Source organism: Ottowia beijingensis (genome assembly GCF_042680925.1).
Lineage (GTDB): Bacteria > Pseudomonadota > Gammaproteobacteria > Burkholderiales > Burkholderiaceae_C > Ottowia > Ottowia beijingensis.
The window spans coordinates 150,275-168,345 of sequence record NZ_JBHUEP010000005.1; the positions used below are offsets into that span (position 1 = coordinate 150,275).

At 66.7% G+C, this 18,071-nt stretch carries 24 protein-coding genes and 1 tRNA gene; 22 read left to right on the top strand and 3 right to left on the bottom strand.

All coding sequences use genetic code 11. The features are described from left to right. The first annotated feature begins 17 nt into the window (after positions 1-17). From glpK to ACFSCU_RS04210, 20 genes are all read left to right on the top strand, one after another. Positions 18-1,559, top strand: coding sequence for a glycerol kinase GlpK (gene glpK / locus ACFSCU_RS04115; RefSeq protein ID WP_180550648.1), 1,542 nt, complete (start codon positions 18-20; stop codon positions 1,557-1,559). Between the two features lie 314 nt (positions 1,560-1,873). Beyond that, the gene (locus tag ACFSCU_RS04120) at positions 1,874-3,466 is read left to right on the top strand and encodes a glycerol-3-phosphate dehydrogenase/oxidase (RefSeq protein WP_377559980.1); all 1,593 of its coding nucleotides are present in this window, start codon (positions 1,874-1,876) and stop codon (positions 3,464-3,466) included. Positions 3,467-3,632: 166 nt separating this feature from the next. Beyond that, a complete protein-coding gene (rplN, locus tag ACFSCU_RS04125) occupies positions 3,633-4,001 on the top strand; it encodes a 50S ribosomal protein L14 (RefSeq protein WP_333705753.1) in 369 nt (122 codons plus the stop codon). Positions 4,002-4,012: 11 nt separating this feature from the next. After that, positions 4,013-4,330 (top strand): 50S ribosomal protein L24, encoded by a 318-nt coding sequence (gene rplX, locus ACFSCU_RS04130; protein WP_180550649.1) that lies wholly within the window; start codon positions 4,013-4,015, stop codon positions 4,328-4,330. 8 nt (positions 4,331-4,338) lie between these two features. After that, complete coding sequence (gene rplE / locus ACFSCU_RS04135) at positions 4,339-4,878, top strand: 50S ribosomal protein L5 (RefSeq protein ID WP_180550650.1); 540 nt, start codon at positions 4,339-4,341, stop codon at positions 4,876-4,878. A gap of 9 nt (positions 4,879-4,887) precedes the next feature. Continuing rightward, a complete protein-coding gene (gene rpsN, locus ACFSCU_RS04140; RefSeq protein ID WP_180550651.1) occupies positions 4,888-5,193 on the top strand; it encodes a 30S ribosomal protein S14 in 306 nt (101 codons plus the stop codon). An 18-nt stretch (positions 5,194-5,211) separates the two neighbouring features. Next, positions 5,212-5,607, top strand: a complete 396-nt coding sequence (rpsH, locus tag ACFSCU_RS04145; protein ID WP_180550652.1) for a 30S ribosomal protein S8 — start codon at positions 5,212-5,214, stop codon at positions 5,605-5,607. Positions 5,608-5,619: 12 nt separating this feature from the next. Further along, positions 5,620-6,153 carry a 50S ribosomal protein L6 gene (gene rplF / locus ACFSCU_RS04150; protein WP_180550653.1) on the top strand — a complete coding sequence of 178 codons (534 nt, stop codon included), beginning with the start codon at positions 5,620-5,622 and terminating at the stop codon, positions 6,151-6,153. Between the two features lie 11 nt (positions 6,154-6,164). Then, entirely contained in the window at positions 6,165-6,530 is a 366-nt protein-coding gene (gene rplR, locus ACFSCU_RS04155) for a 50S ribosomal protein L18 (RefSeq protein WP_377559981.1), read from the top strand. A 17-nt stretch (positions 6,531-6,547) separates the two neighbouring features. Continuing rightward, a complete protein-coding gene (gene rpsE / locus ACFSCU_RS04160) occupies positions 6,548-7,069 on the top strand; it encodes a 30S ribosomal protein S5 (protein ID WP_180550654.1) in 522 nt (173 codons plus the stop codon). A 14-nt stretch (positions 7,070-7,083) separates the two neighbouring features. Further along, positions 7,084-7,269, top strand: coding sequence for a 50S ribosomal protein L30 (gene rpmD, locus ACFSCU_RS04165; protein ID WP_180550655.1), 186 nt, complete (start codon positions 7,084-7,086; stop codon positions 7,267-7,269). An 11-nt stretch (positions 7,270-7,280) separates the two neighbouring features. Then, the gene (rplO, locus tag ACFSCU_RS04170) at positions 7,281-7,712 is read left to right on the top strand and encodes a 50S ribosomal protein L15 (protein ID WP_180550656.1); all 432 of its coding nucleotides are present in this window, start codon (positions 7,281-7,283) and stop codon (positions 7,710-7,712) included. Between the two features lie 26 nt (positions 7,713-7,738). Then, positions 7,739-9,058 carry a preprotein translocase subunit SecY gene (gene secY / locus ACFSCU_RS04175; protein WP_180550657.1) on the top strand — a complete coding sequence of 440 codons (1,320 nt, stop codon included), beginning with the start codon at positions 7,739-7,741 and terminating at the stop codon, positions 9,056-9,058. A gap of 66 nt (positions 9,059-9,124) precedes the next feature. Beyond that, the gene (gene rpmJ / locus ACFSCU_RS04180) at positions 9,125-9,238 is read left to right on the top strand and encodes a 50S ribosomal protein L36 (protein WP_011481465.1); all 114 of its coding nucleotides are present in this window, start codon (positions 9,125-9,127) and stop codon (positions 9,236-9,238) included. A 36-nt stretch (positions 9,239-9,274) separates the two neighbouring features. After that, positions 9,275-9,640 carry a 30S ribosomal protein S13 gene (gene rpsM, locus ACFSCU_RS04185; protein WP_333705756.1) on the top strand — a complete coding sequence of 122 codons (366 nt, stop codon included), beginning with the start codon at positions 9,275-9,277 and terminating at the stop codon, positions 9,638-9,640. A 17-nt stretch (positions 9,641-9,657) separates the two neighbouring features. Next, entirely contained in the window at positions 9,658-10,062 is a 405-nt protein-coding gene (gene rpsK / locus ACFSCU_RS04190) for a 30S ribosomal protein S11 (protein ID WP_180550658.1), read from the top strand. 135 nt (positions 10,063-10,197) lie between these two features. Beyond that, entirely contained in the window at positions 10,198-10,821 is a 624-nt protein-coding gene (gene rpsD, locus ACFSCU_RS04195) for a 30S ribosomal protein S4 (RefSeq protein WP_180550659.1), read from the top strand. A 112-nt stretch (positions 10,822-10,933) separates the two neighbouring features. Then, complete coding sequence (locus ACFSCU_RS04200; RefSeq protein WP_333705757.1) at positions 10,934-11,929, top strand: DNA-directed RNA polymerase subunit alpha; 996 nt, start codon at positions 10,934-10,936, stop codon at positions 11,927-11,929. A gap of 212 nt (positions 11,930-12,141) precedes the next feature. Continuing rightward, a complete protein-coding gene (gene rplQ / locus ACFSCU_RS04205; RefSeq protein WP_180550660.1) occupies positions 12,142-12,528 on the top strand; it encodes a 50S ribosomal protein L17 in 387 nt (128 codons plus the stop codon). A gap of 22 nt (positions 12,529-12,550) precedes the next feature. After that, positions 12,551-12,627: transfer RNA gene (locus ACFSCU_RS04210), tRNA-Met, on the top strand. Between the two features lie 188 nt (positions 12,628-12,815). Here ACFSCU_RS04210 and ACFSCU_RS04215 read toward each other — a convergent pair. Then, the gene (locus ACFSCU_RS04215; protein ID WP_377559982.1) at positions 12,816-13,310 is read right to left on the bottom strand and encodes a hypothetical protein; all 495 of its coding nucleotides are present in this window, start codon (positions 13,308-13,310) and stop codon (positions 12,816-12,818) included. Continuing rightward, the gene (locus tag ACFSCU_RS04220) at positions 13,307-15,370 is read right to left on the bottom strand and encodes an ATP-dependent helicase (RefSeq protein ID WP_377559984.1); all 2,064 of its coding nucleotides are present in this window, start codon (positions 15,368-15,370) and stop codon (positions 13,307-13,309) included. The genes ACFSCU_RS04215 and ACFSCU_RS04220 overlap by 4 nt, the downstream gene beginning before the upstream one ends. Positions 15,371-15,623: 253 nt before the next feature. Between ACFSCU_RS04220 and ACFSCU_RS04225 the strand changes: the two genes are divergently transcribed. Both ACFSCU_RS04225 and ACFSCU_RS04230 read left to right on the top strand, forming a co-directional pair. Then, complete coding sequence (locus ACFSCU_RS04225) at positions 15,624-16,232, top strand: chalcone isomerase family protein (protein WP_180550662.1); 609 nt, start codon at positions 15,624-15,626, stop codon at positions 16,230-16,232. Positions 16,233-16,339: 107 nt separating this feature from the next. Beyond that, on the top strand, positions 16,340-17,317 hold the full coding sequence (locus ACFSCU_RS04230) for an AEC family transporter (protein ID WP_180550663.1): 978 nt from the start codon (positions 16,340-16,342) through the stop codon (positions 17,315-17,317). A gap of 266 nt (positions 17,318-17,583) precedes the next feature. Here ACFSCU_RS04230 and ACFSCU_RS04235 read toward each other — a convergent pair whose 3' ends face one another. After that, the gene (locus tag ACFSCU_RS04235; protein WP_180550664.1) at positions 17,584-17,946 is read right to left on the bottom strand and encodes a hypothetical protein; all 363 of its coding nucleotides are present in this window, start codon (positions 17,944-17,946) and stop codon (positions 17,584-17,586) included. Between the last annotated feature and the right edge of the window lie 125 nt (positions 17,947-18,071).

Genomic DNA, 18,071 nt, shown 5'->3' on the forward strand with positions numbered 1-18,071 from the left:
CGGCTACGCTTGCCGGCATGCGTTACCTCCTCGCGCTCGACCAGGGCACCACCAGCAGCCGCGCCATCGCCTTCGACGCCCAGGGCCGCGTGGCGGCGCTGGCGCAGCGCGAATTCGCGCAGCACTTTCCGCAACCCGGCTGGGTGGAACACGACGCCGCCGAGATCTGGGCCACGCAACGGGTGGTGGCGCGCGAATGCATGCAAAAACTGGCTGCAGTGCAGGCTGGGCGAGCGCAGTCAGCTATTGAAATTACAGCGATCGGCATCACCAACCAGCGCGAGACGACGGTGCTGTGGGACCGCGCCACGGGCCAGCCGGTGGCACCCGCCATCGTCTGGCAGGACCGGCGCACCACCGCGCGCTGCGAGCAGTTGCGCCGTGCCGGCAAGGCGGCGCTGATCCAGCGCAAGACCGGGCTGGTGCTGGACGCGTACTTCTCTGCCACCAAGCTCGAATGGCTGCTCGACCAGGTGCCCGGCGCCCGCGCGCGCGCCGAAGCGGGCGAGCTGGCCTTCGGCACCATCGACAGTTGGCTGATCTGGAACCTGACCGGCGGCGCCGAGGGCGGGGTTCACGCCACCGACGCCAGCAACGCCGCCCGCACGATGCTGATGGACATCCACCGGCTGGCGTGGGACGACGAACTGCTGCGCCTGTTCAACATCCCGCGCGCCGTGCTGCCGCGCATCGTGCCCTCCAGCGGCGTGCTGGGCGAGACGGCGCCGGATGTGCTTGGTGCGCCGATCCCGATCGCCGGCGTCGCGGGCGACCAGCAGGCCGCCACCTTCGGCCAGGCCTGCTTCGCGCCCGGCATGGCCAAGAACACCTACGGCACCGGCTGCTTCATGCTGATGAACACCGGCGACCGCGCCGTGCGCAGCCGCAACCAGTTGCTGGCCACCGTGGGCTGGCAGGGGCCGGACGCAGCGGGCGCGCGGCGCACGGCGTATTGCCTGGAGGGTTCCGTCTTCATGGCCGGCGCCACCGTGCAATGGCTGCGCGACGGCCTGCAGATGATCCAGAGTGCTTCAGAAATCGAAGCGCTGGCCGCCAGCGTGCCCGACACCGGCGACGTGTTCCTGGTGCCTGCCTTCGCCGGCCTGGGCGCGCCCGACTGGGACGGCCGCGCGCGCGGCACGCTGGTGGGGCTGACGCGTGGCACCACGCGCGCCCACATCGCCCGCGCGGCGCTGGAGGCGATTGCGCTGCAGTCGGCCGACATCTTCGGCGCCATGGTGCGCGACAGCGGCATCCAACTCACCGAGCTGCGCGTGGACGGTGGCGCCAGCCGCAACGACCTGCTGATGCAGCTGCAGGCCGACCTGGCTGGCGTGCCCGTGGTGCGCCCGCAAGTCACCGAAACCACGGCGCTGGGCGCCGCCTACCTGGCCGGGCTGGCCACGGGCGTGTGGCAAGGGGGCGACGAGATTGCCGCGCAATGGGCGGTGGACCGGCGCTTCGAGCCGAGCCTGCCCGAGCCCCAGCGCTTGGCGCGCATCGCCCGCTGGCGCGAGGCGGTCGAACGCTCGCGCGGCTGGGCGCGCGACGGGGCGTGATGGCGCTGGGTGCGGTGGCGCGCAAGGCTTGCAGGCGCCCATCAGGCGATAGCGATTTGGCGCCGCATTGCGGTCATTATTCAAGAGCTGCTTGCGCCCGATGATTGGGCGCTGAAGCCGTTTTTCATTACCAAAAAAATTTCAGAAGTCCCCCCCCCTCCATTCCCCTGCCGCAACAAGCGCTGCGCCAGCCCAGGCGCGCCCGCGCCGCAGGCCGCAGCCGCCGCGGGGCGACAAAAACCGCGCGCATTCCGTCATATGCTTGCCGTCTTTCCGCGCCGCCCCCGGCGCCTGATCTGCAAGCCGCTCCCGTCATGACCACCCCCCTGCCCACCGACCGCGCCGCCCTGCTGGCGCGCCTGGCCGAGCCGCGCAAATACGACATCGCCATCGTCGGCGGCGGCGCCACCGGCCTGGGCGTGGCGCTGGACGCGGCCCAGCGCGGCCACAGCGTGGTGCTGATCGAGGCCCACGACTTCGCCAAGGGCACCAGCTCGCGCGCCACCAAACTGGTGCATGGCGGCGTGCGCTACCTGGCGCAGGGCAACATCCACCTGGTGCGCGAGGCGCTGCACGAGCGCGTGCACATCCTGGGCAGCGCGCCGCACCTGGCGCAGCCGCTGGCCTTCGTGATGCCCTCGTACAAGCTGTGGGAGACACCTTTCTACGGCACCGGCCTGAAGATGTACGACGCGCTGGCCGGCAAGGCCGGGCTGGGCCGCACCGAATGGCTGGGCGCGGCCGAGACGCTGCACCTGCTGCCCGGCGCCCGGCCGCAGGGGCTGAAAGGCGGCGTCAAATACTGGGACGGCCAGTTCGACGACGCCCGCTTGGCGCTGGCCATTGCCCGCACGGCGGCGGCGCACGGCGCGCTGCTGGTCAACTACTGCGAGGCGGTTGACGTGCTGCACGACGCCGGCCGCGCCGTGGGGCTGGTGGCGCGCGACGTGGAAACGGGGCGCGAATTCCGCATCCAGGCTGGCTGCATCGTCAACGCCACGGGCGTCTGGGTCGATGCGTTGCGCCAATACGACGCCCGCGCCGCCGGCAAGCCCGTCACCCCCATGGTGGCGCCCAGCCAGGGCGCCCACGTGGTGGTCGACCAGTCCTTCTCGCCCGGCGACCATGCCCTGCTGGTGCCCAGCACCGCCGACGGCCGCGTGCTGTTCGCCGTGCCCTGGCTGGGCAAGCTGATCCTGGGCACCACCGACGCGCCCCGGCCCGACCTGCCGCTGGAGCCGCAGGCCTCCGGCACCGAGGTCGATTTCATCCTGCGCGAAGCCGCCAAGTACCTCCGGCGAGCGCCTACGCACGCCGACATCCTCAGCACCTGGGCCGGTCTGCGCCCGCTGGTCAAGCCCGTGGGCGAGGCCGGCAGCACCCAGTCCATCAGCCGCGAGCACACCGTGCTGGCCGCGCCCTCGGGCCTGATCACCGTGACCGGCGGCAAATGGACCACCTACCGCGCCATGGCCGCCGACGTGCTGGCGCGCTGCACGCAGGCAGGCGTGCTGCTGCCGCGCGGCGCCTCGCACACGGCGGGGTTGCATCTGGTCGGCGCGCCGGCCCCGGGCAGCCAGCCGGTGGGCCTGAACCAGCCGCCGGGCCTGCACCTGTACGGCGGCGAGGCCGACGTCGTCAGCGCGCTGCCCGGCGCCGACCGCTGGCTGGCCCCGGGCCTGAGCGAAGCCATGGTGCGCTTTGCCGCTCGCCACGAATACGCCCGCAGCGTGGAAGACGCGCTGGCGCGGCGCGCGCGCCTGCTGTTCCTGGACGCACGCGAGGCCCTGCGCGCCGCCCCCGCCGTGGCCAAGGTGCTGCAGGACGAGCGGACGGGCGACCCGGGCCTGGCCGCGTTTGAGGCGCTGGCGCGCAGCTACGCCGGGCCAGCGGCAAGCGCGGCTTGACACGTTTGGAAAAGCTCGGCTAAAATCAGCGGCTTCGCCCATTTTGGGTGTAAGACACTGCCCAATCGCAGGCGCCTTTCAGGCGCCAGGCGGCGGGCCCAAGACTGATCCGGCACAAGCGCTTTTTTTGAAGTGCCCGCCGGGTACAAGTTGGGAAACATTTGAAATGATCCAATCTGAATCTCGACTCGAGGTGGCCGACAACACCGGCGCCAAGTCCGTCCTCTGCATCAAGGTGCTGGGCGGCTCGAAGCGCCGTTACGCAGGTGTCGGCGACATCATCAAGGTGAGCATCAAGGAAGCCGCTCCGCGTGGCCGCGTCAAGAAGGGCGAGGTCTACAGCGCCGTGGTGGTGCGCACCGCCAAGGGCGTGCGCCGCGCCGACGGCTCGCTCATCAAGTTCGACGGCAACGCCGCCGTGCTGCTCAACAACAAGCTGGAGCCCATCGGCACCCGCATCTTCGGCCCGGTCACGCGCGAACTGCGCACCGAGCGCTTCATGAAGATCGTGTCGCTGGCCCCCGAAGTTCTGTAAGGACAAGCGCCATGAACAAGATTCGCAAGGGCGACGAAGTCATCGTGCTGGCCGGCCGTGACAAGGGCAAGCGCGGCACCGTGTCGCTGCGCGTGTGCCCCGAGCGCGTGGTGATCGACGGCATCAACATGGTCAAGAAGCACGCCAAGCCCAACCCCATGAAGGGTGTGGCCGGCGGCATCGTCGAGAAGGCCATGCCCATTCACCAGTCGAACGTGGCCATCTACAACAAGGCCACCGGCAAGGCCGACCGCGTCGGCATCAAGACCCTGCAGGACGGCACCCGCGTGCGCGTGTTCAAGTCCAGCGGCGAAGAGATCAAGGCCTGAGGACCATCATGGCACGACTGCAACAACACTACCGCGAAAACGTGGCGCCCGAGCTGATGAAGAAGTTCGGCTACAAGTCGCCGATGGAGGTGCCGCGCATCACCAAGATCACGCTCAATATGGGCGTGAGCGAGGCCGTGGCCGACAAGAAGGTGATGGACAACGCCGTCGCCGACCTGACCAAGATCGCCGGCCAGAAGCCCGTGGTCACCAAGGCCAAGAAGGCCATCGCCGGCTTCAAGATCCGCGAAGGCCAGGCCATTGGCACCATGGTCACGCTGCGCGGCACGCGCATGTACGAATTCCTGGACCGCTTCGTCACCGTCGCGCTGCCGCGCGTGCGTGACTTCCGCGGCATCTCGGGGCGCTCTTTCGACGGCCGCGGCAACTACAACGTCGGCGTGAAAGAGCAGATCATTTTCCCCGAGGTCGAATACGACAAGGTCGACGCCCTGCGCGGCCTGAACATCAGCATCACGACGACGGCCAAGAACGACGAGGAAGCCAAGGCGCTGCTCGCCGCCTTCCGTTTCCCGTTCAAGAACTGAGGTAGCGACGTGGCCAAGAAAGCACTGATCGAACGCGAACTCAAGCGCGAGCAACTCGTCGCCAAGTACGCCAAGAAGCACGCCGAGCTGAAAAGCATTGCCAACGATGCCAAGCGCAGCGACGAAGAGCGCGCGCAGGCCCGCCTGGCGCTGCAAAAGCTCCCGCGCAACGCCAACCCGACGCGCCAGCGCGCCCGCTGCGAGATGACCGGTCGTCCGCGCGGCACCTTCCGCCAGTTCGGCCTCGGCCGCGCCAAGATCCGCGAGCTGGCCTTCGAAGGCCAGATTCCCGGCGTCACCAAGGCCAGCTGGTAATCGGCAGGAGAGAACAACATGAGCATGAGTGATCCCATCGCCGATCTGTTGACCCGCATCCGCAACGCGCAGATGGTGGCCAAGCAGGTCGTGTCGGTGCCGTCGTCCAAGGTCAAGGTGGCCATTGCCCAGGTGCTGAAGGACGAGGGCTACATCGACGGCTTTGAAGTCAAGAGCGAAGGCGGCAAGTCCGAGCTGCAGATCGCCCTGAAGTACTACGCCGGTCGCCCGGTTATCGAGCGCATCGAGCGCGTCAGCCGTCCCGGCCTGCGCGTGTACAAGGGCCGCGACGCCATTCCCCAGGTCATGAACGGCCTCGGCGTGGCCATTGTCACCACCCCGAAGGGCGTGATGACCGACCGCAAGGCGCGCGCTACCGGTGTGGGCGGCGAAGTGCTGTGCTACGTGGCCTAAGGAGAAACGAGCATGTCACGTATTGCAAAAATGGGCGTCGCCGTTCCTCAGGGCGTCGACGTGCAGATCAAGGAAGATCAGATCACCGTCAAGGGCAGCGGTGGTGAGCTCAAGCTCGCCCCTAACGACCTGGTGAAAGTGACGGCCAAGGACGGCGCCCTGTCGTTCGAGCCCGCGAACGAGACCCGCGAGGCCAACGCCATGAGCGGCACCATGCGCCAACTGGTGAACAACATGGTGGTCGGTGTCAGCAAGGGCTTCGAGAAGAAGCTGAACCTGGTCGGCGTGGGTTTCCGCGCCCAGGCCAGCGGCAACAAGCTGAACCTGCAGATCGGCTATTCGCACCCCGTCAACTTCGAGATGCCCGAGGGCGTCACGGTGACGACCCCGACCCCGACCGAGATCATCGTCAAGGGCGCCAACCGCCAGGTGATCGGTCAGCTGGCTGCCGAGATTCGCGACGCGCGTCCGCCCGAGCCCTACAAGGGCAAGGGCATCCGCTATGCCGACGAGCGCGTCGTCATCAAGGAAACCAAGAAGAAATAAGGACCTGCATCATGATGACCAAGAAAGAGCAGCGTCTTCGTCGTGCACGTCAGACGCGCATCCGCATTGCCGACAAGGGCGTGGCACGCCTGTCCGTGAACCGCACCAACCTGCACATCTACGCCACCGTGGTGTCGGAAGACGGCAGCAGGGTGCTGGCCAGCGCTTCCACCGCCGAGGCCGACATGCGCAAGGCGCTGGGTGCCGCCGGCAAGGGTGGCAACGTCGCCGCCGCGCAGCAGATCGGCAAGCGCATCGCCGAGCGTGCTAAGGCCGCGGGCGTGGAAAAGGTGGCTTTCGACCGTGCGGGCTTCGCCTATCACGGCCGCGTCAAGGCTCTGGCCGACGCAGCCCGTGAGGCCGGTCTGCAGTTCTAAGACGGCAGGACAGACAAATGGCAAAGTTTCAGGCAAGAACGCAAGGCGACGGTCCCGAGGACGGCCTGCGCGAGAAGATGATCGCGGTCAACCGCGTGACCAAGGTGGTCAAGGGTGGCCGTATCCTGGGTTTCGCCGCGCTGACCGTCGTGGGCGATGGTGATGGCCGCGTCGGCATGGGCAAGGGCAAGTCCAAGGAAGTGCCGGTGGCCGTGCAGAAGGCCATGGAGGAGGCACGTCGCAACATGCTGAAGGTGTCGCTTAAGGATGGCACCATCCACCACAACGTGACCGGCCACCACGGTGCCGCGGTCGTGATGATGGCCCCGGCCCCGCGCGGTACCGGCATCATCGCCGGCGGCCCGATGCGCGCCGTGTTCGAGGTGCTGGGCATCACCGACATCGTGGCCAAGAGCCACGGCACGTCGAACCCCTACAACATGGTGCGCGCCACGCTGGATGCGCTGCGCAACTGCACCACGCCCGCCGAAGTGGCGGCCAAGCGCGGCAAGTCGGTCGAAGACATCTTCGCCGCCTGAACTGGAGTAGAGATATGGCAACCGAGCAGAAAACCGTCAAGGTTCAGCTGGTTCGCAGCCCCATCGGCTGCAAGGAATCGCACCGTGCGACGGTGCGCGGCCTGGGCCTGCGCAAGCTGAACAGCGTGCGCGAACTGCAGGACACGCCTGCGGTGCGCGGCATGATCAACAAGATCGACTACCTGGTCAAGATCGTCTGAGGAATCGGATCATGGAACTCAACACCATCAAACCTGCCGACGGCGCCAAGCGCGTGCGCCGCCGCGTGGGGCGTGGCATCGGCTCCGGCCTGGGCAAGACCGCTGGTCGCGGCCACAAGGGCCAGAAGTCGCGTGCCGGCGGCTATCACAAGGTTGGCTTCGAAGGCGGCCAGATGCCGCTGCAGCGTCGCCTGCCCAAGCGCGGCTTCAAGTCGGCCTCGCTCAAGTACAACGCCGAAGTGACCCTGTCGGATCTCGAGCGCCTGGGTGCTGCGGAGGTTGACCTGCTGGTACTCAAGCAGGCTGGTCTCGTGCGCGCGATCGCCAAGGTCGTCAAGGTCATCAAGTCGGGCGAACTCACCAAGGCCGTCAAGCTGACGGGCGTGGGCGCGACTGCGGGTGCCAAGGCTGCCATCGAGGCGGCTGGCGGCTCGCTGGCCTGAGTGTTTCAAGTCAGAGGTATTGAGTAGTGGCCACCAGCGGACCGCAAATCGCGAAGACCGGCAAGTACGGCGACCTGCGTCGCCGCCTGGTCTTCCTGCTGCTCGCGCTGGTCGTGTACCGCATCGGCGCGCACATTCCCGTGCCCGGCATCAACCCGGACCAGCTGCGTCAGCTGTTCCAGGGCCAGCAGGGCGGCATCCTGAACCTGTTCAACATGTTCTCGGGTGGTGCACTGTCGCGCTTCACGGTGTTCGCCCTGGGCATCATGCCCTACATCTCCGCATCGATCATCATGCAGTTGATGACCTATGTGGTGCCGACCTTCGAGCAGATGAAGAAGGAAGGCGAGGCAGGGCGTCGCAAGATCACCCAGCTGACGCGCTACGGCACGCTGGCGCTGGCGCTGTTCCAGTCGTTCGGCATCGCCGTTGCGCTGGAAACGTCGCAGGGCCTGGTGGTCAGCCCGGGCTGGGGTTTCCGCATGACCGCGGTGGTCAGCCTGACGGCCGGCACCATGTTTCTGATGTGGCTGGGCGAGCAGATCACCGAGCGGGGCTTGGGCAACGGTATCTCGATCCTGATCTTCGCCGGCATCGCCGCAGGCCTGCCGAACGCGGTCGGTGGCTTGATGGAATTGGTGCGCACCGGTGCGATGAGCGTCATCATCGCGCTGTTCATCGTGGCCTTGGTGTGCCTGGTGACCTACTTCGTGGTGTTCATCGAGCGCGGCCAGCGCAAGATTCTGGTCAACTATGCGCGGCGCCAGGTGGGCAACAAGGTGTATGGTGGCCAGTCGTCGCACCTGCCGCTGAAGCTGAACATGGCCGGTGTGATCCCGCCGATCTTTGCGTCGTCGATCATCCTGCTCCCGGCCACCGTCGTGGGTTGGTTCAGCGCCGGTGATTCGATGCGCTGGTTGAAGGACCTTGCCGGTACCTTGACACCGGGCCAGCCGATCTATGTCATGCTGTACGCGGCGGCCATCATCTTCTTCTGCTTCTTCTACACGGGCCTGGTGTTCAACAGCCGTGAGACGGCAGACAACCTGAAGAAGAGCGGTGCGTTCATTCCCGGCATTCGTCCAGGTGATCAGACGGCGCGCTACATCGACAAGATCCTGATGCGCCTGACCTTGGCTGGTGCGATCTACATCACGGCGGTGTGCCTTCTGCCGGAGTTCCTGATCCTGCGCTACAACGTGCCGTTCTACTTCGGCGGCACCTCGTTGCTGATTCTGGTGGTGGTGACCATGGATTTCATGGCCCAGGTGCAGAACTACATGATGAGCCAGCAATACGAATCGTTGCTCAAGAAGGCCAACTTCAAGACAACGCTCAACGGCTGACGGAAATTGGTGTTCAGTGGTGCCTGCGTGGCGCCGGCTGAACAAAGAAAGTTTTAGGAGAGTGAAATGAGAGTTTCAGCTTCGGTCAAGAAGATTTGCCGCAACTGCAAGATCATCCGCCGCAAGGGCGTCGTGCGCGTGATCTGCACCGACCCGCGCCACAAGCAGCGCCAGGGTTGATGGGTTAGCGCCCGCTAGAGTTCAAGAGGATAGACCATGGCACGTATTGCTGGTATCAACATTCCGCCGCACAAGCACGCCGAGATCGGCCTGACCGCGATCTACGGCATCGGCCGTTCGCGCGCCCGCCAGATCTGCGAGGCCTGCGGCATTCCGTACGCCAAGAAGATCAAGGACCTGACGGACGCTGATCAGGAAAAAATCCGTGACGCGATCGCCCAGTTCATCATCGAAGGCGACCTGCGCCGCGAAACCACGATGAACATCAAGCGCCTGATGGACATCGGCTGCTACCGCGGTTTCCGTCATCGCCGCGGCCTGCCCATGCGCGGCCAACGCACGCGCACCAACGCACGCACCCGCAAGGGCCCGCGCAAGGCCGCGCAGGCGCTGAAGAAATAATCAAGGAACGCTAAGACATGGCCAGAGCACCCGCCAGCAACGCCGCGCAGCGCGTACGCAAGAAAGTCCGCAAGAACATTTCGGACGGCATTGCCCACGTGCACGCATCGTTCAACAACACCATCATCACCATCACCGACCGCCAGGGCAACGCCTTGTCGTGGGCATCGTCGGGCGGCCAGGGCTTCAAGGGTTCGCGCAAGTCGACGCCTTTCGCGGCCCAGGTGGCCTCCGAAGTGGCCGGCCGTGCGGCGATGGAACAAGGCATCAAGAACCTGGATGTCGAGATCAAGGGCCCCGGCCCCGGTCGCGAGTCTTCGGTGCGTGCACTGGCCGCACTGGGCATCCGCATCACGTCCATCTCCGACGTGACGCCGGTGCCGCACAACGGTTGCCGTCCGCAGAAGCGCCGCAGGATCTAAATAACGAAGGGTCAACACGGCATTGCTGCGCATGCCGTGTCCTTTTTTGTTTTTCGTTAAGCCCACCGCCGTCCGCTTGCATGCAGACGGCTCCCCCGGCAAGCGGCCGGGGCAGACAACTTCAAGGAAACCCACGTGGCACGTTACCTCGGCCCCAAAGCCAAACTTTCCCGCCGTGAAGGCACCGACCTGTTCCTGAAGAGCGCACGCCGCTCGATCAGCGACAAGGCCAAGTTCGACACCAAGCCCGGCCAGCACGGCCGCACTTCGGGCCAGCGCACGTCCGACTACGGCCTGCAGCTGCGCGAGAAGCAGAAGGTCAAGCGCATGTACGGCGTGCTGGAGAAGCAGTTCCGCCGCTACTTCGCGGAAGCCGAGCGCCGCCGTGGCAACACCGGTGCCAACCTGCTGTTCCTGCTCGAGTCGCGCCTGGACAACGTGGTGTACCGCATGGGCTTCGGCTCCACCCGCGCCGAAGCGCGCCAGCTGGTGTCGCACAAGGCCGTCACGGTGAATGGCCAGCCGGTGAACATCCCGTCGTATCTGGTCAAGACCGGCGACGTGATCGCCGTGCGCGAGAAGTCGAAGAAGCAGACCCGCGTGCTGGAGGCCATGCAACTGGCCGGCCAGGTGGGCTTTCCGTCCTGGGTCGAGGTCAGCACCGACAAGGTCGAGGGCACCTTCAAGAAGGTGCCGGATCGCGATGAATTCGGTGCCGACATCAACGAATCGCTGATCGTCGAACTCTATTCGCGCTGATCCTTGAGTTTCAGCGCGCCATCTCATCCGACCCGCCGCCCTGGCGGGTTTGGCGCTTCACCAGCCTTACCGGTGTAACGAGCCGGGGGTATTGAGAGGAAGTCTAGGAAAAATGCAAACCCAACTGCTGAAACCCAAAGCGATCAACGTCGAGCCCCTGGGCCACAACAAGGCGAAGGTCACGCTCGAGCCGTTCGAACGCGGCTACGGCCACACCCTGGGCAACGCGCTGCGCCGTGTGCTGCTGTCGTCGATGGTCGGCTACGCGCCCACCGAAGTGACGATCGCCGGCGTGCTGCACGAGTACTCGTCCATCGACGGCGTGCAGGAAGACGTGGTCAACATCCTGCTCAACCTGAAGGGCGTGGTGTTCAAGCTGCACAACCGCGACGAAGTCACGCTGAGCCTGCGCAAGGATGGCGACGGCGTGGTCACGGCCGCCGACATCCAGACGCCGCACGACGTCGAGATCATCAACCCCGAGCACGTCATCGCCAACCTGTCGCAGGGCGGCAAGCTCGACATGCAGATCAAGGTCGAGAAGGGCCGTGGCTACGTGCCCGGCACGCTGCGCCGCTACGCCGACGAGCCGACCAAGTCGATCGGCCGCATCGTTCTGGATGCCTCGTTCTCGCCGGTCCGGCGCGTGAGCTACGCGGTCGAGAACGCCCGCGTGGAGCAGCGCACCGATCTCGACAAGCTGGTGATGGAGATCGAGACCAACGGTGCCATCAACGCCGAGGAAGCGGTGCGCGCATCCGCCAAGATTCTGGTCGAGCAGCTGGCGGTGTTCGCGCAGCTGGAAGGCAGCGCGATCGGTGAAATTTTCGAGACGACGCAGCAGCGCAGCGGCGCCGCCAGCTTCGACCCGATCCTGCTGCGTCCGGTGGACGAGTTGGAACTGACGGTGCGTTCGGCCAACTGCCTGAAGGCCGAGAACATCTACTACATCGGCGACCTGATCCAGCGTACCGAGAACGAGTTGCTCAAGACCCCGAACCTGGGTCGCAAGTCGCTCAACGAGATCAAGGAAGTGCTGGCTTCGCGTGGCCTCACCCTCGGCATGAAGCTGGAGAACTGGCCGCCGTCCGGTCTGGACAAGAGGTAAACAAGCTCCCCCTGAGGCGCTGGCGCGCCTTCCCCCTGAGGGGGACGGCGCCAGTGGCCGGGCCAAGCCCGTTCCACGGCGCCCTCGCATGGCCTGCTCCGCGGCCATCTGTTTTTTTTAAGTAGTCCGCCCTTTCAAAAGGGCACACCAGTGCAAGGGCCGTACCTGATCCGGCGGTCCTGTTAATAAAGAAACCTGAAAGGAAAAGCACCATGCGTCACGGCAACGGCCTTCGCAAACTCAACCGCACCAGCGCGCACCGCCAGGCGATGCTGCGCAACATGATGAACTCGCTGATCGAGCACGAGGCGATCAAGACCACCGTGCCCAAGGCCAAGGAACTGCGCCGCGTGGTCGAGCCCATGATCACGCTGGCCAAGAACGACAGCGTGGCCAACCGCCGCCTGGCCTTCGCCCGCCTGCGCGACGACGCCAGTGTGGCCAAGCTGTTCACCGAACTGGGCCCACGATACAACGCCCGCCCGGGCGGCTACACGCGCATCCTGAAGATGGGCTTCCGCGTCGGCGACAACGCCCCCATGGCTTTCGTCGAGCTGGTGGATCGCCCCGAAGCGGATGGCGAACAAGCGGCTGAATAATCTGTTATAATCTCAGGCTTACCGCGCGATGGAGCAGTCTGGTAGCTCGTTGGGCTCATAACCCAAAGGTCGGAGGTTCAAATCCTTCTCGCGCAACCAAATACCTGACAAGAAGCCCGCTGATCACAGCGGGCTTTTTTGTGGCCGGTCGCAGCAGCTCAGGCTACTTCGCCGGCCGTCGATGCTTCTATATTGATAGTTGCTTGCGCACGTCGGGACTTGTTTTCAAGAAGAAATGGCCTGAAATCGCTGTGGAACGTGCGCGAGGCGCTATAGATGGAGAAGCGTTACCAGCCCGTGCCACCGCGTGCGCGGCGCAGGATGAAGTCGCTTTCAGCCAGCACAGGCTGCCCTTCGCGCGCCAGCGGTTGCCACTTGCCGCGGATCTCGGCGCCGCAGGCAGCGGGGACCAACTGGCCGCTCCAGAAGGCGAACAGCGTCTTGCCGTCGCGCGATTCGTCCAGGTTGAATTCGCCGCCTTCGACGTCGCCCGAGGCAATCGACCGCTGCCCGCCGTAACGGAACTCGCCGCGCAGGCTGGCGCTGAATTCGGGGTGCTGGCGCAGCGTGAGCTGGCCGCGCTGGCCCGCCTGCACCAGCTCCACCTCCCAGCTGCCGTGCAACTGTGCGGCATGCAGGCGCGTGACGTCGGGGCAATCCGCCCCTGTGGTGGCGGTCGATGTTGCGGCAGGCGCACGGGTTTCAATGGCGTTTTGGCCTGCGGCACAGGCAGATAAAGCGCTGGCAGCTATCAATAATGAAGTCAATCGCGGCTTGATCATGGGGTGGTTCCCTGCGGGCTGCGCGCCGCCTGCTCCGACGCGCGCTGCGCGAACTCGGCGCGCAGCGCCTTGAGTTTCTCGCGCGGGTCTTCGCGCACGGTGGTCTTGTCGAGCGCCATTTCGGGGATGAAGCGGCTCGGCTGCGCGGCGACGATCTCGCGGCCCTTCTTGCGGCGCCGCGTCCAGCTCACGGCCAGGGTGCGCTGCGCGCGCGTGATGCCGACGTACATCAGCCGGCGCTCTTCCTCGATGCGCGCGGCCTGCGCGGCGGCGCCGGCGTCCTCGTCGGGGCGGAAGGGCAGCAGCCCCTCGATCACGCCCGCCAGCACCACGTGCGGCCATTCCAGGCCCTTGGCCGCGTGCAGGGTGGACAGCGTGACCACGTTCGGGTCCTGCTCGCGTTCGTTCAGCGTCGAGATGAGCGAGATAGTCTGCGCCACCTCCAGCAGCGTCTTGCGCTCGGCAGTCACGGTGACGCCGGCCGCGTCGTCGATCTGGCCGCCGCAGCGCCCGGCCATCCAGTCGCAGAACTCCAGCACGTTGGTCCAGCGCGCGGCGGCCTGGGGTTCGGTGTCGGAGGTGTCGTAGAGGTGCTGCTCGTAGCCGATGGCCTTGAGCCAGTCGGCCAGGAAGGCGCGCGCCGCCTCGTGGCCCACGGTGTGCTGGGCGCGGTGGCGCAGGTCGTTGATCTCGCGCCCGAACTCGTGCAGGCTGCCCACGGCGCGCGCCGGCAGCGCGGCACTTAAGGAGTGCGAGAACAGCGCGCCAAACAGCGACAGGCGCGACTTGGCGGCGAACTCGCCCAGCGCCGCCAGCGTCTGGTGGCCGATGCCGCGCTTGGGCGTGGTGACGGCGCGCAGGAAGGCCGGGTCGTCGTCCTCGTTGATCCACAGGCGCAGCCAGGCGCACAGGTCCTTGATCTCGGCGCGGTCGAAAAAGCTCTGCCCGCCCGACACCTTGTACGGTATCTGCGCCCGCCGCAGCGCCTGCTCGAAGACGCGCGCCTGGTGGTTGGCGCGGTACAGGATGGCGAAGTCGCGCCATTCCTTGTGCGGCGAGGTCTGGCGCAGGCTCTGGATGCGCGCCACGGCGCGGTCGGCCTCGTGCGCCTCGTGGTCGCAGTCGACCACGCGCACCGGCTCGCCTTCGCCCAGTTCGGAATACAGCGTCTTCGGAAACAGCTTGGGGTTCGGCCCGATGACGTTGTTGGCCGCGCGCAGGATCGCGCCCGTGGAGCGGTAGTTCTGCTCCAGCTTGATGACCTTGAGCGCCGGGTAGTCGTGCGGCAGGCGCTTCAGGTTGTCGAGCGTGGCGCCGCGCCAGCCGTAGATGCTCTGGTCGTCGTCGCCCACGGCGGTGAAGCTGCCGCGCGCGCCCACCAGCAGCTTCATCAGCTCGTACTGCGTGGCGTTGGTGTCCTGGTATTCGTCCACCAGCACATGGGCCAGCCGCGCCTGCCACTTCTGCGCGATCTGCTCATGTTTTTGAAGCATGCGCAGCGGCAGGCCGATCAGGTCGTCGAAATCCACGCTCTGGTAGGCGGCCAGGCGTTCCTCGTAGCGCGCCATCAGCTGCGCGGTCTGGCGTTCGCCCTCGCTGGCGGCGCGGGCCAGCGCGGCGGCGGCGTCCAGGCCGGCGTTCTTCCAGCCGCTGATGGTCCACTGCCACTGGCGCGCGGTGGCGGCGTCGGTGGTGGCGCCGCAGTCCTTCAGCAGGCTCAGCACGTCGTCGCTGTCGAGGATGCTGAACTGCGGTTTCAGCCCCAGCGCCGCGCCGTCCTCGCGCAGCAGCCGCACGCCCAGCGCGTGGAAGGTGCAGATCAGCACCTCGCCCGCGGCCTTGCCCACCAGGCCGCGCGCGCGCTCGCGCATCTCGGCGGCGGCCTTGTTGGTGAAGGTGATGGCGGCGATGCGCTTGCCCTCCACGCCGGTCTGGATCAGGCGCGCGATCTTGTGCGTGATGACCCGCGTCTTGCCCGAGCCCGCGCCCGCCAGCACCAGGCAGGGGCCGCGCAGGTGGTTGACGGCGTCTTGCTGGGACAGGTTGAGGGAAGCGGTCATGCAAAGGCCGGCCAGTTGGCGGCGCAAAAGTCACTCATCGGGGGGAGGGCGCATGATACCCGCCGGGCACGAATGTGGCGTGGGCACAGCGTTTGTGACACCGATGTGGCACAGGGCAGAACGCAGTGTGCAGTTGTTCACCAAGCGCGCCAGCAGGTGTGTTGCAAACCCTTCGGCGTGGCTTTTAATCATGAACTGCCGTTCATAGGCGACGGCGCTTCTTTCCTTACAAGTCACGCTCAGGGAACCAGACATGATCAGTCATTGGATGAAGTGCGCGGTGCTGGGCACCGCGCTGGCGCTCGGCACCCCGGTGGTGATGGCCCAGGGCTCCGCCGCCTTCGCGCCGACCACCCAGCTGGCCGGCCAGACCTTGCAGCTCAACGGCCAGGGCGTGCGCTACCGCACCGTGATCCCGGTGTACGAGATGGGCCTGTACACCGCGAAGAAGGTCATCACGCCCGAGCAACTGCTCAGCCTGCCCGGCCCCAAGCGCGCCAGCTTCGTGGCGCTGCGCGACTTCCCGGTCGAGCAGATAGGCCTGTCGCTCGTGCGCGGCATGCGCGAGAACGCCGATCCGGCGCACGCCATTGCCGTGGCCGGCTACATGGACAAGCTGGGCCGCATCTTCAGCACCGAGAAGAAAATTGCCGCCGGCCAGACCTTCACGCTGGAATACGTGCCGGGCAAGGGCACGGTGTTCCTGATCAACGGCGTGCAGAAGGGCGAAACCGTCACCGAACCCGGCTTCATGGAGGCCGTGCTGCGTATCTGGGTCGGCCCCAAGCCGCTCGACAGCCAGCTGAAGGAGCTGCTGCTGGGCGCGCCGCCGAAGAAGACGGAGCAACTGCACCAGGGCTGAGGCGCACGCGCCCGTCCCGGCCACCCCCCAAAGCGCGGCTCGTCCGCGCTTTTTTCTGTGCCGCTGCGCCGGATGGTGCCCCGGGTTTGCTACGCTCACCGCCTTTCATGCAAGCGCTCAGCGGCATCTTCGCCGTCACCTTCCCGTTCTTTGCCCTGGTGCTGTGCGGCTACCTGGCGGCGCGCTCGCGCCTGCTGCCGCTCGACGCGGTGCCGGGCCTGAACATGTTCGTGCTGTACTTCGCGCTGCCCTGCATGCTGTACCGCTTCGGCAGCACGACGCCGCTGATGCAGCTGTTCAACCCGGTGGTGGCGGTGCTGTGGCTGCTCAGCGGCGCGCTGATCGTGGGCGCCACCGCCTGGCGGGCGCGGCGGCTGGGCGCCGGCTGGCCCGACGCCGCCATGGGCGCGCTGGTGGCGGCCTTCCCCAATTCCGGCTTCATGGGCGTGCCGCTGATCCTGGCGCTGCTGGGCGAGGGCGGCGTGGGGCCGGTCATGGCCACGCTGCTGCTGGATCTGGTGGTCACCACATCGCTGTGCATCGGCCTGGCGCACCTGGGGCCCAGCGGCAGTGGCGACCATGGCGCCGCACAGGCCGTGGGCCGCGCGCTCAAGGGCATGTTGCGCAACCCCATGCCGTGGTCGATCCTGCTGGGCGCGGCGGCCGGTGCCGTGGGGCTGCAGTTGTGGGCGCCCGTGGGCAAGACGGTGCAACTGCTGGCCGATGCCGCTTCGCCGGTGGCGCTGTTCACCATCGGCGCGGTGCTGGCGCGCTCGCAATACCAGGTGGCGGCGCTGGGCGAGCGGCCGTCGCCGCTGCGCGACGTGGGCAGCATCGCCTTCACCAAGTTGCTGGTGCACCCGGCGCTGGTGTGGGGCCTGGGCATGCTGGCGGTGCGGGCGGGCTGGCTGGCGCCCGCCATGCTGGTGCCGCTGGTGCTGGCGGCGGCGCTGCCGGCGGCCAGCAACGTGTCGCTGCTGGCCGAGCGCTTCGGCGCCGACAACGGCCGCGTGGCGCGGGTGATCCTGTGGTCGACGGCGGTGGCCTTCTTCAGCTTCTCGGCCGTGGTAGCCTTGCTTGGCTGAGGGCGGCGCTGGTGCTGCGCTACGGAGGGGGGTAAATCAGGCGATAGCCATTTGGTGTCGATTGAAGGTATCAAAAAAATAGCTGGCTGCGCCAGATGAATGGGCGCTGAAGCCTTGTTTGTTATCTAAAAAAATTTGGAAAGTCCCCCCCCCTCGCATGGCGCGTGCCGCGCGTCCCGCTCCACACGCGCGCCCAGCAAAACGGCGACCGGCCGCGAGTGCGGGTCGCCGTGGGGTGACGAGGGGCGGCCCGAAGCCGCGCCCGGTCAGCGGGCCGGCAGCGTCATCGGCTGGTGGCTCTTCATCATGGCGTCCAGCTCGGACTGGGGCAGGGTGGTCACGGTTTCCTTCACCAGGCCGCCACCGATCACGCTGCCGGACACCTGGCCCTGGCCCTTCACGCGGGCTTCGCAATCGGTCTTGTACATGGCAGGCAGGTTGGCGCAGCGCTGCAGGGCGTTGGCCTGGGCCTGCTCGGCGCTGACGGCGGTCAGCTGGCCGCCGCGGGCATTGCGGCTTTCCATGCGCGCGGCGTTCTTGTCCAGGTTGGTTTCGGCGGGCGTCATCTGCGCCACGGCGGGCAGGGCCACGGCACCGGAGAGGGCGAGCAGGGCGAACAGCTTTTTCATTGTGAAATCCTTTCTGGGCTTGGGCCGGCCGGAATGGCCATGGCCCTCAGGGTGGGCCGGGCGCCTGTGCAGCGCCCGTGCCGGCACCCAAAGACTCTAGCCCTGCGCGTGGCCGGCCCCTGTCA

Excerpts from the sequence above, each read along its gene's own strand:
- ACFSCU_RS04200 (WP_333705757.1), top strand. The coding sequence starts at position 10,934 with ATGCAAACCCAACTGCTGAAACCCAAAGCGATCAACGTCGAGCCCCTG.
- rpmD (WP_180550655.1), top strand. The coding sequence starts at position 7,084 with ATGGCAACCGAGCAGAAAACCGTCAAGGTTCAGCTGGTTCGCAGCCCC.
- rpsE (WP_180550654.1), top strand. The coding sequence starts at position 6,548 with ATGGCAAAGTTTCAGGCAAGAACGCAAGGCGACGGTCCCGAGGACGGC.
- rplO (WP_180550656.1), top strand. The coding sequence starts at position 7,281 with ATGGAACTCAACACCATCAAACCTGCCGACGGCGCCAAGCGCGTGCGC.
- rpsK (WP_180550658.1), top strand. The coding sequence starts at position 9,658 with ATGGCCAGAGCACCCGCCAGCAACGCCGCGCAGCGCGTACGCAAGAAA.
- ACFSCU_RS04235 (WP_180550664.1), bottom strand. The coding sequence starts at position 17,946 with ATGAAAAAGCTGTTCGCCCTGCTCGCCCTCTCCGGTGCCGTGGCCCTG.
- rplE (WP_180550650.1), top strand. The coding sequence starts at position 4,339 with ATGGCACGACTGCAACAACACTACCGCGAAAACGTGGCGCCCGAGCTG.
- rpsM (WP_333705756.1), top strand. The coding sequence starts at position 9,275 with ATGGCACGTATTGCTGGTATCAACATTCCGCCGCACAAGCACGCCGAG.
- glpK (WP_180550648.1), top strand. The coding sequence starts at position 18 with ATGCGTTACCTCCTCGCGCTCGACCAGGGCACCACCAGCAGCCGCGCC.
- rplX (WP_180550649.1), top strand. The coding sequence starts at position 4,013 with ATGAACAAGATTCGCAAGGGCGACGAAGTCATCGTGCTGGCCGGCCGT.
- ACFSCU_RS04225 (WP_180550662.1), top strand. The coding sequence starts at position 15,624 with ATGATCAGTCATTGGATGAAGTGCGCGGTGCTGGGCACCGCGCTGGCG.
- ACFSCU_RS04220 (WP_377559984.1), bottom strand. The coding sequence starts at position 15,370 with ATGACCGCTTCCCTCAACCTGTCCCAGCAAGACGCCGTCAACCACCTG.
- rplQ (WP_180550660.1), top strand. The coding sequence starts at position 12,142 with ATGCGTCACGGCAACGGCCTTCGCAAACTCAACCGCACCAGCGCGCAC.
- ACFSCU_RS04120 (WP_377559980.1), top strand. The coding sequence starts at position 1,874 with ATGACCACCCCCCTGCCCACCGACCGCGCCGCCCTGCTGGCGCGCCTG.
- rplN (WP_333705753.1), top strand. The coding sequence starts at position 3,633 with ATGATCCAATCTGAATCTCGACTCGAGGTGGCCGACAACACCGGCGCC.
- rplR (WP_377559981.1), top strand. The coding sequence starts at position 6,165 with ATGATGACCAAGAAAGAGCAGCGTCTTCGTCGTGCACGTCAGACGCGC.
- rpsH (WP_180550652.1), top strand. The coding sequence starts at position 5,212 with ATGAGCATGAGTGATCCCATCGCCGATCTGTTGACCCGCATCCGCAAC.
- ACFSCU_RS04230 (WP_180550663.1), top strand. The coding sequence starts at position 16,340 with ATGCAAGCGCTCAGCGGCATCTTCGCCGTCACCTTCCCGTTCTTTGCC.
- rpmJ (WP_011481465.1), top strand. The coding sequence starts at position 9,125 with ATGAGAGTTTCAGCTTCGGTCAAGAAGATTTGCCGCAACTGCAAGATC.
- ACFSCU_RS04215 (WP_377559982.1), bottom strand. The coding sequence starts at position 13,310 with ATGATCAAGCCGCGATTGACTTCATTATTGATAGCTGCCAGCGCTTTA.
- rplF (WP_180550653.1), top strand. The coding sequence starts at position 5,620 with ATGTCACGTATTGCAAAAATGGGCGTCGCCGTTCCTCAGGGCGTCGAC.